The 14,729-nt window shown below is 42.7% G+C and carries 11 protein-coding genes, 1 tRNA gene and 2 pseudogenes; 8 read left to right on the top strand and 6 right to left on the bottom strand.

The genetic code is table 11. The features are described 5' to 3' along the window. Window positions 1-230: 230 nt before the first annotated feature. From ACH0WD_RS15565 to ACH0WD_RS15555, 3 genes are all read left to right on the top strand, one after another. Window positions 231-965 (top strand): replication/maintenance protein RepL, encoded by a 735-nt coding sequence (locus tag ACH0WD_RS15565; RefSeq protein WP_001095254.1) that lies wholly within the window; start codon window positions 231-233, stop codon window positions 963-965. A gap of 27 nt (window positions 966-992) precedes the next feature. Continuing rightward, the gene (locus ACH0WD_RS15560; protein ID WP_000735920.1) at window positions 993-1,793 is read left to right on the top strand and encodes a hypothetical protein; all 801 of its coding nucleotides are present in this window, start codon (window positions 993-995) and stop codon (window positions 1,791-1,793) included. Between the two features lie 78 nt (window positions 1,794-1,871). Continuing rightward, on the top strand, window positions 1,872-2,354 hold the full coding sequence (locus ACH0WD_RS15555; RefSeq protein WP_001747607.1) for a DUF4756 family protein: 483 nt from the start codon (window positions 1,872-1,874) through the stop codon (window positions 2,352-2,354). Between the two features lie 48 nt (window positions 2,355-2,402). Here the strand turns inward: ACH0WD_RS15555 and ACH0WD_RS15550 are convergent, their stop codons facing one another. The 4 genes from ACH0WD_RS15550 to ACH0WD_RS15535 form a co-directional block, all read right to left on the bottom strand. After that, complete coding sequence (locus ACH0WD_RS15550) at window positions 2,403-2,699, bottom strand: hypothetical protein (RefSeq protein ID WP_001091325.1); 297 nt, start codon at window positions 2,697-2,699, stop codon at window positions 2,403-2,405. Window positions 2,700-2,751: 52 nt separating this feature from the next. Further along, the gene (locus tag ACH0WD_RS15545; RefSeq protein ID WP_000687682.1) at window positions 2,752-3,042 is read right to left on the bottom strand and encodes a hypothetical protein; all 291 of its coding nucleotides are present in this window, start codon (window positions 3,040-3,042) and stop codon (window positions 2,752-2,754) included. An 81-nt stretch (window positions 3,043-3,123) separates the two neighbouring features. Further along, window positions 3,124-3,342 (bottom strand): AlpA family transcriptional regulator, encoded by a 219-nt coding sequence (locus ACH0WD_RS15540; RefSeq protein ID WP_000240779.1) that lies wholly within the window; start codon window positions 3,340-3,342, stop codon window positions 3,124-3,126. A gap of 150 nt (window positions 3,343-3,492) precedes the next feature. Continuing rightward, entirely contained in the window at window positions 3,493-4,368 is an 876-nt protein-coding gene (locus ACH0WD_RS15535) for a DUF6387 family protein (RefSeq protein WP_000166882.1), read from the bottom strand. Between the two features lie 542 nt (window positions 4,369-4,910). Between ACH0WD_RS15535 and ACH0WD_RS15530 the strand changes: the two are divergent. From ACH0WD_RS15530 to ACH0WD_RS15520, 3 genes and pseudogenes are all read left to right on the top strand, one after another. Further along, window positions 4,911-5,189: pseudogene (locus ACH0WD_RS15530) on the top strand (Arm DNA-binding domain-containing protein); the annotation flags it as partial. A gap of 193 nt (window positions 5,190-5,382) precedes the next feature. Then, window positions 5,383-6,255 (top strand): integrase domain-containing protein, encoded by an 873-nt coding sequence (locus ACH0WD_RS15525; protein ID WP_000517119.1) that lies wholly within the window; start codon window positions 5,383-5,385, stop codon window positions 6,253-6,255. A 209-nt stretch (window positions 6,256-6,464) separates the two neighbouring features. Further along, complete coding sequence (locus ACH0WD_RS15520; RefSeq protein WP_001747606.1) at window positions 6,465-7,259, top strand: RES domain-containing protein; 795 nt, start codon at window positions 6,465-6,467, stop codon at window positions 7,257-7,259. Between the two features lie 212 nt (window positions 7,260-7,471). On the opposite strand, the gene ACH0WD_RS15515 is transcribed toward ACH0WD_RS15520, so the two are convergent. Beyond that, window positions 7,472-9,433: a tetratricopeptide repeat protein gene (locus tag ACH0WD_RS15515; protein ID WP_000385043.1), complete on the bottom strand. Its 1,962-nt coding sequence runs from the start codon at window positions 9,431-9,433 to the stop codon at window positions 7,472-7,474. Between the two features lie 126 nt (window positions 9,434-9,559). Continuing rightward, entirely contained in the window at window positions 9,560-13,420 is a 3,861-nt protein-coding gene (locus tag ACH0WD_RS15510; RefSeq protein WP_000963921.1) for a hypothetical protein, read from the bottom strand. A gap of 455 nt (window positions 13,421-13,875) precedes the next feature. On the opposite strand from ACH0WD_RS15510, the pseudogene ACH0WD_RS15505 reads away from it, so the two are divergent. Further along, window positions 13,876-14,181, top strand: a pseudogene (locus ACH0WD_RS15505) (Arm DNA-binding domain-containing protein); the annotation flags it as partial. Between the two features lie 421 nt (window positions 14,182-14,602). Continuing rightward, window positions 14,603-14,678 (top strand) — tRNA-Asn (locus ACH0WD_RS15500). The last annotated feature ends 51 nt before the right edge of the window (window positions 14,679-14,729 follow it).

The raw sequence follows: 14,729 nt of genomic DNA, 5'->3' as shown, positions 1-14,729 counted from the left end.
GCATAGTGCCGGACCAGTAAAATCGCGGCTTCGCAACTTTTTTCCTATGTTCAAACATAGCAAACTCCTATGTTCAAACATAGATCCGTCCTATGTTCGAACATAGTTTTTTTAACATATAACATTGTCATAAGAATATACTTTCTATTTTATTTATAGTTCTACTATTGACTTTCACTTTTTTGCATAGTATTAAAATACATATAACAAAAATAATAAGAGAGAATAATATGAATACAAACGACGCTGATCTATTACACTTATTTGAATCATTAACAACCGAGCAAAAGATTGATATCGCAAGACGCTTACTACAAAACAAAGAAATAAAATCAACGACAGTTATTTCTTCTGAGGAAGATAAAGCTATTTCGTTTTCACAACCTTATGTATTTGCTTTTACTTCCAACTTTCGTGTTTTCTCTGATCTTGACATATCCAAGAATGAATTCCGTGTATTAACATATATCTTGGAGTATATGGAGTTTGGAAATCTGATTAACCTTTCACAATCATCTCTGTGCAAAGCATTGAATATCGCTTCCGGTAATATGTCTAACATCTTCAAAAAACTCAGACAGAAAGGAATACTCGTCGAGCATCATGGTCATCTCTATATCAACTCTAACATTTTCGCAAAAGGGATGAGCCATCAACTGGATCAGAAACGTAAAGAACAGCTGAGCAACGCTCGCAATCTTTGCGCAGAAATAGAACAGTATCCAGAAAGTTATTCAGCTATGTCAAAAAGTGAAAGAAGAACCCTATCCTTAGAAACTGAAACAAAAGAAATCTACACTGACGCATTTGTTTTCAGTAAAAAGAAAAAGAATAACGCTGTTCCTAATACCAACAATAGCATACATATTGATAAACCACGAAAAGTATATAAAAGAACAAAGGAAAATGAGGAAGCAAGAAGAAACGCTGTTGACGCAGACTCTCATATGCAGAAAGTATCCTGATAAAATGACAACAACAAGGAAATAACAATGAAAAAACTACCCGGTTCGCTTGAGATTAAGCTCCACGAAAAACTATCCAAGAGTGATATACTAAATATATTGGCTGAGCAGATGACTATGCTTGAGGAAACATTTGGCATTCAGGAGTTTAAGATTTTCTCTTATCTTGAATGCTACATTGGAGATAAGAAACAAGCATTATATTATAGAAGTCGCAACAGTGCCATAGCCACATTCAAATTAAAGGGTCTTGAATCCCCTGTAAACACGGCTAAGCTCATATCAAAAGAAAACGGACAACGTATTGTTTCCTTTGATAAAGAACTGGATATAGACAGAATATCTGCTACAGTCCGAAATATACAAAACAATAATCCTTATAAGGGTTGGTCTGAAGGTATCAGTGTTGTTCCGGCCTCAATCATCAGTAAAATGATCCACGAGGATATAATACGAGCGCAGGAAGAACAAGGCAGGCTTTACCGTATTGAAGAACAACGCAAGAAAGAGGAACAAATACGCAAAGAAAAAGAAAGAGAGGAATATGAACGACCTTTAAAGGCTTTTATTTCTTCAAAAATAAAAGAAAGTGACTTATCGGAGAAGGATTTCAAAAAGCAGGTTTGTTCAAGCTGCGACTATCTGAAAGATCGCACCACAAAATCAAGATATTTTACTGAACGACCTGACTTGTTAGAAAAATATTATAATGAAAGATTAATCCGCTATTCAATCAAAAGACCAGATGGTAAAGTTGGTAAGGTCGAAATCTATACTGAAATGGGTGAACTGATTTTTGAACAATATAAAATACTTCACCTTATTTAATTCCCTTCCGGAATTTGACACTTATGCCATACCTCGTAATATATGATATACCCACTATTTTTATTAACGAGGTCTTATATGAGAAAAGTAAAAACAGACAACAGTGATTTAATTCAATATTTAGAGACAATCAAAGAACTAAAAAATCATATTTCGATAGAAAAATACAGAAATGAATATCGCAAACTACGTTCCGATGATATTCCATTAATTAAAGCTCAGAAATTTGAATCTGCACATACCGAACTTCGCAGACTTGAAAAAAAGAGAGAGTCTCTTATTGAATACTTTATTGATGAGCTTAACCCAATAAGCAGTTCAAAAGCTAATACATCAGCGAGATCATCAGGTAATCTTGATCTGTTCAACGAACGTGTATTATACCGTAAGGCCATTTCAGAAAAGAGTGATGAAGAAATAATATCCCTAATCATAAAACAGCGTACAGAAGCCGCTGTTGAGTTCCAGCGTTCAATTGAGCATAGTCTTGACCAACTATCAACCATAGCCTCAACCATTGAACAGCAGCAAAACAAAGCTCGCCGCAGAATAGCACCTTAATCATCCGGTTATCAGCCCCAAGAAGGGGCCGATAGACGTCAGAACATATCAACATATTGATTCCGCCAGAACAGTGTAATGCATTTTAGCTAATGCCTGCTTAACCTCTTTAAAATCCACAACAGACAGTTTTTCAGCAGCATTCTTTTTCCATGCTTTTTTCAGAAGATGCTTCTCAGCATTTCTCATCGCCAGATCGATTAGCCTACAGACAAACTCATGATCCATTATATGCGTTATAATCATATTACTGGTCGTTTTATCCTTTGAGTTAAAAAGCTCCGCATAGATATGCAAGGACACAACATAAAAGATTTCAGTAGATTTATTTTTAAATGTATTCATTTTTATTTTCTCTTTAGTTTAATATTGGAATAGAAAAATATTTGTATGAGCACTAGCGGTATACACACTTATAGACAATCCAAAGCTGACGAAGGTGTTGCTTTACCTTACAGTGGCTTACTTCTCCATAAATCCGATTCCTTTTACCTTCTTCTGTGTCATCATAAAAATGATATCTCGTTTTTTTAATGATACTTTCCATAATATCATTCATATTATATTTATTGTTAAGAAAATAATAAAAGTCCTCTGGTGCATTCCTCCGCAATCCGTCCATATAGTTCCTGAAATAACATTCGGCTTGTTCAATAAACTGTTTTGTCGTAATAAGTTCTATCTTCATATTTTTCTCCATTATTGTTAAGGGTAATAAGATGCCCTGTGCGAACAGATATCTGTTCGACACGAGATCCTATTTCTGTTTTTATGCTGCGTTCTGGCGTGAGTTTCGAATAGTCGCTTCAATCCATTCATCAATCTCACTTTCAATGAATGCCACTGCTCTTATCCCTGTTTTCACCTGAGATGGAAAACGCCCGGCCTTAATCAGTTCGTAAATCCACGTTTTACCAAATCCGGTGCGTTTTATTACTTCTGGCAAACGGATAAACGTTGTCTTTGCTTTTATTTCTCTTTTAACCATATTTATCTCCTGTGTTATTCGATGGAGATAATTGTATGGAGATCGCTTGTAAAAAACTAGGTTGGTTCACCAGCCCTGAACCGGAGGGATGTTCAGGACCAGTGAATTTAGGGGATGTTTATATGATATGAATACAGGGGAAGTTCAGGGTTAGTGGATGTCCCTTGTTTTCTTTTTTGTTTCTGGTTTGTCATTCATTGCGATGACATCAAGAATAGGCGAGTTTTTCACCAGATTATTTTTTATGAAAAAATCATTCAATGACTTGAAATAATTGTCATTGTTTAAAAAACCGTGGGCAAGCGGATAATCAGTGTCTTTGATTTGCTCGCTACCTCGGGCATAACGCATATCAGGGTGCAGGATACCAGCCAATACAGGGTATTTGATTTTCTGATTGTTGAGCTGTTCCCAAGCGATGAGGTCCATTAGAGGGATAATCTTGTAATCGAGTATCTTCTGGAATGTTTTATGACCAAAACGGAAATCTTTTTCCGGTGGTTTCGGCACTTTCAGGTGCTTTTGCCACTGACTGATAAGCACTTTCAGGTGTTCAGCCAGATCGTCACTGCTGGCTTCCTCCAAGTCAATTTCAATCAGCATCTTGTTCGCAGGATTCAGCCCTCCCTGTTTCAGGTATTCAGATATGTAATCCGAACTCACTGAAACATTTTCTTCTGGAGGTGTATTCTCCAGTCGATACATTGCCCGTCCATAGTTAAACAGTGAATCCCTTGTCATTGGCCTGACGGCATAGCTATGAGCCAGCATGTGGCTATCAGAGATCCATTTATCCTCCAGCAAGACCCTGCCAGAGTGGATCATCGCATCATGGTGAATAACGGCATTACGATGCTTATCATCCAGTGTTTCCCATTGCTGTCTGGCTTTGTAGGCAAACATGCGCCTTTCCAGTTCCGCATAAATTTGTTCCAGAGTGAGGTTTTTCAGCGCATCATAGCGGCTAACATCAAACCATTTGCTTAATGCTTCCACTATCTCCGCAACAGGCATTCTTTTTGTCATTCTTTTCCCTAAAAATGTTGATGTTCATTACATTGACGTTAACGCATCCAGCAGCATAGAGAAAGGGAATAAAGATGGCTGGCTATCTCAGCATTGGTCATAACGTATTCTTCGACCCTTACTTATCTTTCCGGGAGGAAACATATCGGGCAATAGCGGTAATCTGTTGAATAAACGAGATAAAATTTGTAGCAGCACAGGAAGATCGTTCAGTAAGGTTCAGTGAAGTGTATTGTCATAACTAATTGATAGTAATTGACTTTATGGTAATACAGCATTAAAAATGCTGGTAAATATGATGGTAAAAACAGACACCATTTTTTGAAAGCCACTAACAGCAGGAGCTATAGATGAAGTTCGAGTCCAGTCAGAGGAGCCAGATTTTAGTTTCGGGACATCCTGGCGAGTCCGGAGACGTTTAAAAAACAAAAATTTATCTTTACCCGGTTGATCTGATAAGGTTTGCCGGTTTTTTTGATATCCATAGTTTTTGGGGCTTAATCGGGGCCTCACGGTTCGTTGAGTAAATAGAGCCCCCTCCTATGGCATTAACCGATACCGCTATCCGCAAGATCAAACCCACCGAGAAATCCTTCAAGATTACCGACAGTGCAGGACTCTACCTGCTGATCAAACCCAACGGCTCGAAACTCTGGTACATGAAGTACCGCGTCGATGGCAAAGAGAAAAAGCTGGCTTTTGGCCCCTACCCGGATGTTTCCCTGTTCAAAGCGCGTCAGCTACGTGATGCCGCACGCGCCAGAGTGCGTGAAGGGGCCGATCCTGCCGCTGATAAGAAGATTGCTCAGCAGAAAAAGAGGAGAAAAAGATCGATACCGAGGGGGGCATGATGCCCCGGAGAATTCCTGCTCTGGCAGGCAGTCCGTACCCAGTACTGGCTGAAACTCCCTATACCTCAACAAGTTGCCACTCCGGCGTGAAGGTATCGTTCTGGCGCAGCCAAAAAGCATACGCCGGAGACCGTTTGTGTTCGCAAAATCATGGGAGAAGTGTATGGGCAAGTTAGGCGGTGAAATGAAGGCGCTGGCAAAACATTGTGGCGGCAGCCATAAAACGGTGAACGATCGCATTCATATCGTGCAACGTTTTGATCAGCATTTACGGGCGCTGAACGTCCAGATCCAGCGAGTGGAGCAGATCAAGGTTCGCCACATTGAAAGCTACATTCATGAAAGGCTGGCGCAGGGGATCGGCAAACGCACGCTACAGAATGAAATGGCCTCACTACGTGTTGTACTGCAACAGGCCGGGCGTAAGCAGGTGGCAGAGCATGAACGACTGACCAATAAATCCCTGGGGATTTCTGGCGCATCCCGCAGCGGTACGCGCCAGGCCATTACACCGGATCGTTATCGGCATGTGCTGGAAACGGCCCGCGCGAAAGATCCGGGACTGTCGGCAGTACTGGAGTTGGCGCGGTTGATGGGGTTGCGTTCACAGGAAGCGGTACAAAGTGTGCAGTCACTGAAAACGTGGAAACAGGCCATTGAACGTGGCGATACGCGCCTGACGGTGGTTTTCGGCACCAAAGGCGGACGCCCCCGGGAAACGGTAATTCTGGATGCTGGCGCAGTCAAAAAAGCGCTGGAGAATGCGTTAGCTGTCGCAGAAAATCGTAATCACAGATTGATCGACAAACCCGATCTGAAAAGTGCAATGGATTACTGGCACAACCAGGCGACGCGTATTGGCCTCACTGGCGCATATTCCCCGCATTCGCTGCGTTATGCGTGGGCGCAGGATGCCATCCGTCACTATCTGGCGCAGGAGTTCAGCAGAAAAGAGGCGCTGGCTATGGTGGCGATGGATCTGGGGCATGGTGATGGGCGTGGGCGGTATGTAGCGCAGGTGTATGCCAAAATCTGAGGGAAAAGCGTAGATTCGACGATTATGGCTGAAAAATCTTATTGGCACGATCAGAGGTCAAACATATTAGTCAGAAGAAAACGATCACAGATTGATACCAATGTAATATTGTTTTTCATTTTTAATCAAAAAGTTAGATATATCTCCTAGTCATATTATGTATAATTTTATAAGAATTTTTTAGACTGATTGTGAGGATTATTCGGATAATGTCGAGAAATATTATTACACCTAAGGAAGCAGTAAGTATTTGCAGGAAGATAAGGAATTCGTGTGACCGGGATTTTATTACCAAAGGATTCCGGTTTTTGTTAAGCCAACTGCCCATGGGATTTCATGATGTTACTGAGGCCACTTTGTGGCGGGCAAGAAAAACAGATGAAGCCCATCCTGAAGGATTTGATTATATCAAGGATGTTATCTGCCCTCCTGCACAATCAGCCAAAACCGGGCGACTCAATAATGAAGGCATGCCTGTATTGTACGCATCTATCAGCAATCATGGTTGTCTTGCTGAGATTGGTGCCGTACCGGGAGATAAGGTTCAGGTATCTGCATTTGACCTAAAACCTGAGCAAAAATTGCACTGTGGCTTTGTCGGTGACATTGTTAAAGCGCACAAATGGAATAGTGAAGATTTTACTCTCGTCCAGAAAACACTGGAACCATTTACTGAAGAGCAAAAAACCAGTATTTTCTTGATTGATAGTTTTATCGCAGAAATACTCGCCGATAATTATGCTAACATAAATGAATATCTGCACACGACAACTCTTGCAGATGTTATAAGGAATGGTAAGAATAAACTGGATGCGATTGTATATCCTGGAGTTGAATCTGTAGGGGCAAAAAATTACGCTATACACGCTGATTCGTTGATTAAATTTAACATCCCCGACATATATCTTCTTGAAATAAAAAACAAGTATCCTTATGGTTTTTATGAATGGACCGTACTTCGGCAAAGAGACCATTATGATGGTGACATGATTATTTGGAAGTAATAAGTATCCTGATGACTACTCATGTTAAATTAGTCGTTATTAGTTGGAAAATATTTTATGCCAGCGTTATAATAATAGAACCTCCGATAATGCGGGAGAATTAATTATGTCCATCTTATAAAATTGAGAAACTGGAATTATATATCTTCACCTGCATAGCCATGGTAACAGTCTTTCTTATATTAAAAAATCGTGTTGGTTTGTGTCAATTTTTATGGGAGTGGCTCATCGCTAAGTATGAAAGGTATATCAGCTCTGAGTTTTGCGGTCAATTCATGGTCTGGGTATCTGTTTACTGCTTCTTTCCAGATTTGTCGTGCTTCGGAGTAATTACCCATATTGAAAAATGCTCCCCCAAGATTAAACCAAGCATGGTCGTTATCGACATTTAGAGACAAACTTTGACGATAGGATGCGATGCACTTCTCCAGTTGCCCCATCAAGTCATAGGTACTAGCCAACTGATACCAACCTTGAGCATCATCAGGAAAAACTGATATATAGGATTTCATCAATTTTTCACTTTCTTCATAGCGTTGTTGGTTGTTCAGTGCGATTGAAAAACATAATCCGTAATCACCTTTCTGAAGAGAATAGGCTTTTTCAAAGCATAATATAGCTTCATCTCCGCGATCTTCATCTTCCGCCCAATGGCCCAACAGGTCCCAGAGCAGACTCGCTGCATCTGACCCTATATTATCTGAGTATGACTCAAGATCATTTTTAAACTGGGAATAAGTTTTATGACTATTCATATTGCGGTTTTGTAGGTAGATTATAGCCAGCAGCGATTCTCGTTGAACGTCTGAGTTATTAGGGAAATGGCGCAAAACTGACTCCCAAAATGGGAGGCTGAGTTTTGCATTCTCAATTGATTTACGGCCAAACTGTGCGACGATTTTTAAACACCATGACCATATCCACTGCGCTTTATCTGCCTGGCTCAGTAGAGTATTAATCTCTCTAAACGCAGACCTACCTTCTCCAACATTGAAGAGAGTCGATATACGCCAGCCCTGTAGATTAATCAGGTTTCCTTGCGTATTTTTAGAAAAAATTGTTTTATCCAGATGCTCCAAGGCCATTTCGAACTGGCTCGTATTGTGATAATAAAGACCTAAAGCATAATGTGCTTCGGCCAGATGAGGATTATGCTCTAATGCTAATAAATAGCATTCAACTGCCTGCTTTTCATTTTCTAGCGCAGCGTAGCTCCCCCCCATATTCTTGTAAATCATCGCCATAAGCTCATCATTAATGCTCTGTTTATTAAGCTCACATGCTATCTCATATTCGTTCAACGCGCCGTTAAAATCATTCAGAGCAGCAAAACCGTTGCCAATGGAGTAATGCAAACCAGCATCCTCCTTACCATTAATAAGTGAAAGTGCCTTCATTTTCAGAATACCCAATTCAATACGATGATGGTCGAAAATTTTATTGGCACTTGCAAGGTCAATCTCAGCCATCCAGCAATAAATCATTGCTGGATGTTCTTCTCCTAATATTGCTTTGAATCGTTCATATGCAGTACTGATAATTTCAGTCTGGTTACTACGGTAGAGATTCACAAGCTGTTTAGTCGCAGAATCAATATCTTCAGAAACTTCATAAATAGTTTGCGAAGCCCTAGCATAGTCTACCATGTTATTATCATCGATATTACTATGAGCGACACGGCGATTTCTCGCATCAAGAGAGCTAAGCCGAATTAGCGAGACAACCCTGATAAGGCGCTGATCGGTCAAAGTTTCAGTGAAATTGACGGTAACAGATTTCTGAGATTGCCAATCTTTGCCTGTATTTCGGTATTGTGCCAGAACACTCTGAGCAGAGGTAACCTTCAGCGTGTTTGTAGGAATATGGAAACAGACATAAAGGGAACCAGGACTCATCAGAAGGTAATTCAGATTTGAACGTTTAACTGAAATACTGACAGACCCATCAGCATTCAAATCTGCAGCAGTTCCTTTTAACTGCACTTGAAGCCGAACATTAGTAGCCATCCCATCGTGTACTATTTCAAGCTGGTAATCGCTGCCGTAATCATTATCATCTGAACCTTGTTTGAGGACCACGTCCGACGAAGCGATAAAAGCCTCAAACGCAGTCTTGGCCATTGTATCGTTGACATGATTTTGATCGCGCTTGGGAAAATCGTCGAGATAATCCATAATTGGTTCCCATCAGTGTAAAAGAATATCTAAGCTATTTCATTCCAGATTATACACGCGCATAACTATTATACCTGCAGTGAGGACAGGGGCTGTCTGCCGGGACTTGGTCACTACCACTTGCCATCATTCAAACCGTTGTTCACGTTCCTCATCTTCCCGCTGTTCACGCACCTTTTCACGCTCAATCAATTTAGTCAATTCTGCATATACTGCTCTGGCCGCCCCAGAAATATCTGTGCGTTCGTGTTCGACTAATTTGCCAATGACATCCGCTCTAGATTGCATCACATTCGCTAGACTACCAGACCATGATGAAGGTCTGACTTGTTCAGAGAAAGACTCAAGGACAGCTTTTGGCTCAGGTGAATTCTCAAGGAACCTGAGAGCAGCGTCCCATAAATTAATGCCGTCCTGCTGATTCATATTTTTTGGCCAAAGACCTATACCTGATGCGATAGTGGACCATGCACCGGGATCACTTTTGTTTCTGCACCATTCAATCAATACGTCCGCATTGATTTTACTAAGTGGTAATCGGCGTAAACCGCCATGACGAATGAAAAATAATCTTCGTTGTTGTTGTTCTTCAGAGCCCTCAAAAATGCGATTGAGAAATGCTTCAGGCACCAATGCAGCTGTTGTCCCAATGGTATTTTCAAACGTATTAATATAACCATAGTGCTTATCAACAACAGAAAAAATCGTATCCAGCCACAGCTGCTTTTCAACCTCGTTGCCACCGAAGCGTAACGCAGCATCAACGACGCGTTCCATCTTATAATCCGTAGAACCACCTCGGTCAGAGTCATTCCTGTAGAATCTCAGGGTTGCGGCCTTAAGACCAGTCTGTCTAAGGTCGCAACCAAGTGTATCCACAGCTTTATCTTTATTATGTAGCCTCAGGCTCAGAGCTTCCAAAATGACATCATCGCCGTTTGGCTTCTTCAGAAGCCGCTGAGCAAGGTCAAGAACACGACCTTTCGGCAAATGAGCATATTGCTCTTTCCACAAGATTGGTCCATACATAAATGGCCGAATATCCGGGGCATCCAGAAGTGCCATGCAACGATCCAAATCGCTGTCTGTAAATTTCTGCCGGGGATGCAAGCCGACTAATACCTGCCGAAGCTCAGGATGCTGTGAACACTGATCAAGTAACTCTTGTGCTAATACTGGATCAATAGAGTCAACTTCTTCGATGAAACCAGCAAAAACTGCAAAGTCCTTGTTAATTTCTGATTGTACTTCCACTTGTTCAACAAGTTGCTGCCAGCCAACCCTCAGATTACACGCCCCTTTAGCTAACCCTCGACCGAATGCTACACGATAGGGCATCCCACCGTAGGAGAACAGATTGGGGCCCAATTCCCTTAGTTCATGGCCTGAAGCGGCCAAATCCTCACCTAACAGGAACGCTTTGGATTCAAGCCGCTTCACCGATTCACTATAGGCAGTGGTGTCATCATGGCAAAAATCGACATCCAGCTCCCAAAGATCGGCCCCGTTGCTCAACACATATGTCATGATTTTTGCAATCAAGTCGTCAGGCTTCAATTCCCTCTCCAATGCAGCGAGGTTATCCGGCAGCGGATCTAAATCATCCTCATCTTTTTGTCTGGTGTAGTCGAAATAGATGATTGAACGGACGGCTTTCCAGCCTTCACCCCAAGGGCTGTAGGCGTTTAACTGGTGAGCTGCATCGATGAGTTTGTCCCTCATCGCTTCCTGATACCAAATTCCTGGAAATTTGTCTGCCAGCAGCAGTCGCGCAGGGGCTTCAAGCTCTGGATTACCAGAGGTCCCTAATTGCACAGCAACGTCGATAAAGGCACTACGCCATTCCACAAGTTCATTGTGAGTAGGTTGAAATCCAAAATCGCGCGGACGAGCACCGAATTCATTTATCCCAAACCCTGTCCACGGCGGGCCATCTAAAGCAGTCGAGAGTATTTTGAAGCCCAGAGACCTGCGTCCAGCTACTACTGATGAAAGACATTCGTTCATGAATGCAATGCGCTGGCCTAGAGAGGCATGTGTGCCTGAAAGGTATGCCTGGAAAAACTTTGCGATTTTATTGCGAGCTGTATCGAGGTTGTTATCCGTACCCTCATCTTCGTAGTCTGCCATACGGGCCTGGAGCCTTACACACCGGTCAAAAGCATTTGGTTCATATGCCAATAATTGTAAAAGATTGAGAACAGTTCTCCGCCGTGGATCGTAACTCGGTTCCATATATTTAAAATCGGGCGCAGTAAGTTCTTCCTCAAGTCTGTTGAGTAGGGCTTCGGGTGCAACCGGTCCGATATAGTTCAGCATTCGTGCTAGCATATCGTCCAGTTCTGTTATTTGTCCCAATAGCCCATTTGGCTGAAGCCAGGCTTTAACGATCTCTTTCGCCACAGGATGATTGTGCAAAAGCCCCAGCCGATGCGCAAATGACATTAACAAACGTTGATGGCCGGAGGCTTCAAAGGTGGCTCTGAGTTGCTCGACCGGAATACTATCAAGTGCTGATGAAGCCAGCTTGTTCGCGATAGCATGGGGCAGAATAGCCCTCCAATGAGATCTTTTCTGTACGATGTGGCGATCCAGCAGGTTCTTAACTGCTCTAAATAATTGGTTTTGCGTATGCCCCGAGAGCGACCCCAGGACTTCCAGTTCGCTGTATCCCATATCAGGAGCCGAGACCGAGAATGAATATACGAGGGACAATATTTCAGCCTGTTCCCGCAAATTCTCATCTGAATGATTGCGCTGCTCAAACAATCGATTAAACAACTGAGCATCAGAAAGCTGGGCCAAACTCTCGCCTTCTTCTACTCTCTCAGCGATAGCCAGGGATACCCTTGCATTTCCATCAGCAAACTCTGCAATCCGATGGGCATTATTCTGACCGATGCAGGGGAAACGTCGAAGCAGCAGCTGTTCAGCAACTCCCGGACCGATAGCTTCTATGTGGATTACCTCAGTTGTTTGAGGTTTATCGTCTCTGATATCGTACTCAATCGTGACAAGGCTAACCTTGTTGCCTGAAGTTGATACCTTGCTAGCCAACAAAGAATGCAATTCAGATGGACAATTATCAAGGATCATGATGGCGTATCGACCTTCAGCAATAAGTCTGTCCAGCATTGCTGTTGCCGAAGGCGTCGGTTCAGCCCCCGTATCGACATAGATTACGACAGTCCGATCGAGAGCACCGGTTCCAATCGTTTCGTCGAAAAGCGCTTGCACGATCCTGGTCTTTCCTACGCCGGACAACCCCGTAATGCGAACAGCCTTTGCTGTTGAGCGAATAAGGTCTCGCATAGGATTAATAGCATCTTCAAGGTTAAGCTTCGTACCTTTTCCTGACGGCAATGTAACCGTTACGCCTGGCGCGGAAATAAAGGTATCCACGGCACCTTGTGGCGGATTACTCCATGCTCCATATGGTTGCCAACCGGAGTATCCCTGGCCGAGTTTATCCTTTACCCACAGCATGATTGACGGATGCTGACGCAGCCACTGAGCTAATTTTGAGCGGTCATAGAAATTCAGATGGATATTGCCACTATTTGGATCATTCTCCACTGCATCCTGCATTGCTTTGAGACGATCCTTTTGCATAACAGGAGAGCAATCATCACCAAGGCTAACGATGATATAACTTCCACCTTTTTTTGCCTGCTCAGCGAGTGTTGATGATAACCTTCTCCCAGTGAGCATTTCCTTCTTTATAGACGCCCTTGGCATCGAATGCTTCTTGGCTTGGAGGATAGTGTCAGGCCTTTCGAGAAACCCAGTACTCAGTTTATCAGCAGGAACCCGAACGTGAATATCAATTCCCCCATCAGGAGCATTGATTGAACCGGACCAACTTACCCATGCAGGGCTATGGCCAAGAGCGGCAATTTCAGCCTCAGCGAGGCGAGCGATCAGCTCTTCCAGTTGAGCATCGGACAGTCGGAGTAATTCATCTTTCTCAATATCAAAGATTGCCACGCTTCAACCTTAGTAAAAATCTTGCTGTCACCATCAAAGATGACTTATAGCCTAATTGACCTGTTTCCCATCCCAACATCCTACCATGTTAGTAACATTCATTTTTGGCACAAAACCGACTTCCATATAGCTCGACAGTCAGAATAGCAATCTAAAGTACGACAAATATCACATTTCAAAGCAGCAATAACATTTGGGGCCTTATTGAGGGCCTCACTTTTAATTTTTAAAATAAAAGCAATAAAATTCAGTTGGATAGAGAATAAATCGTATCCAGTCAGAGGAGCCAAATACAGAAAGCAGACGTTTACTGACGTCTGCTTTCTGCATTTATATCAATCGATTATCCCTTTCTTCAGGTTCACTCTCGTTCACTAAAAACCACTCGCAGCCATACCCTTTTGCTGGTAAAGCTGGTTCGATTTGCGTTTTACCAGCACGCGGAGGGAACCGTCATGTCACTGACTGATACCAAAGTAAAAAATGCCAGACCAGCGGAAAAGGCCGTCAAGCTCGCTGACGGGTTTGGCCTCTATCGATTCAAAATACTGGCAGTCAGGCTATCGCTTCGATGGCAAACAGAAGGTGTTTTCTATTGGGGTTTACCTTGCTATATCGCTTGCTGATGCCAGACAACGCCGTGACGAGGCCAAAAGGCTGCTGGCTCAGGGGATTGACCCGAACGCAAAAAACAGGCTGATGAAAAAATCCTTCAGGAAAAGCGCGATAAAACCCGCTCGTCCCGTGTCGTCGCCAAAAGCTGATGCGCCATAATTCTGCCTATGATATTGACGGAAATCTTTTCGCCTTCACCAGAAATTTATCTGCCATTTCCGCTACCGGCGTCAGACTGCCTGTATCAACCATTTTCACAAAATATTTCACGTCTAAAGTTCATTCTACCCCCTGCCCTTAATCTCTACGGCGTTATGTCTCAGAATTATTTGCCAAGTGCCTGCCAGTTTTTCACGTTTCATCAGACGCTGGTACATAGCCATTGCGGTAAGGTCACAGCATTTGACTTGTGCAATTACAGACAAAGTTGCGCCATGCCGGGGCAAAGCAGGGATTAGATCAAAACTTCAACGTTTTGTTGTTTTTGTCAGCAAACAAACGCGCAATCTTATTTCCCCCTTTGACAAGCCGATCGCACATCGTTACTATGCGCCCCGTTCACACGATTCCTCTGTAGTTCAGTCGGTAGAACGGCGGACTGTTAATCCGTATGTCACTGGTTCGAGTCCAGTCAGAGGAGCCAGATTTTAGTTTCGGGACATCCTGGCGAGTCCGGAGACATTTAAAAAACAAG

Origin of the sequence: Salmonella sp. 2020_1395 (genome assembly GCF_043848115.1) — a bacterium.
Taxonomy (GTDB): domain Bacteria; phylum Pseudomonadota; class Gammaproteobacteria; order Enterobacterales; family Enterobacteriaceae; genus Salmonella; species Salmonella enterica.
Note: the sequence above shows the minus strand (reverse complement) of the source record. Positions and strands in the feature narration are given on the sequence as shown.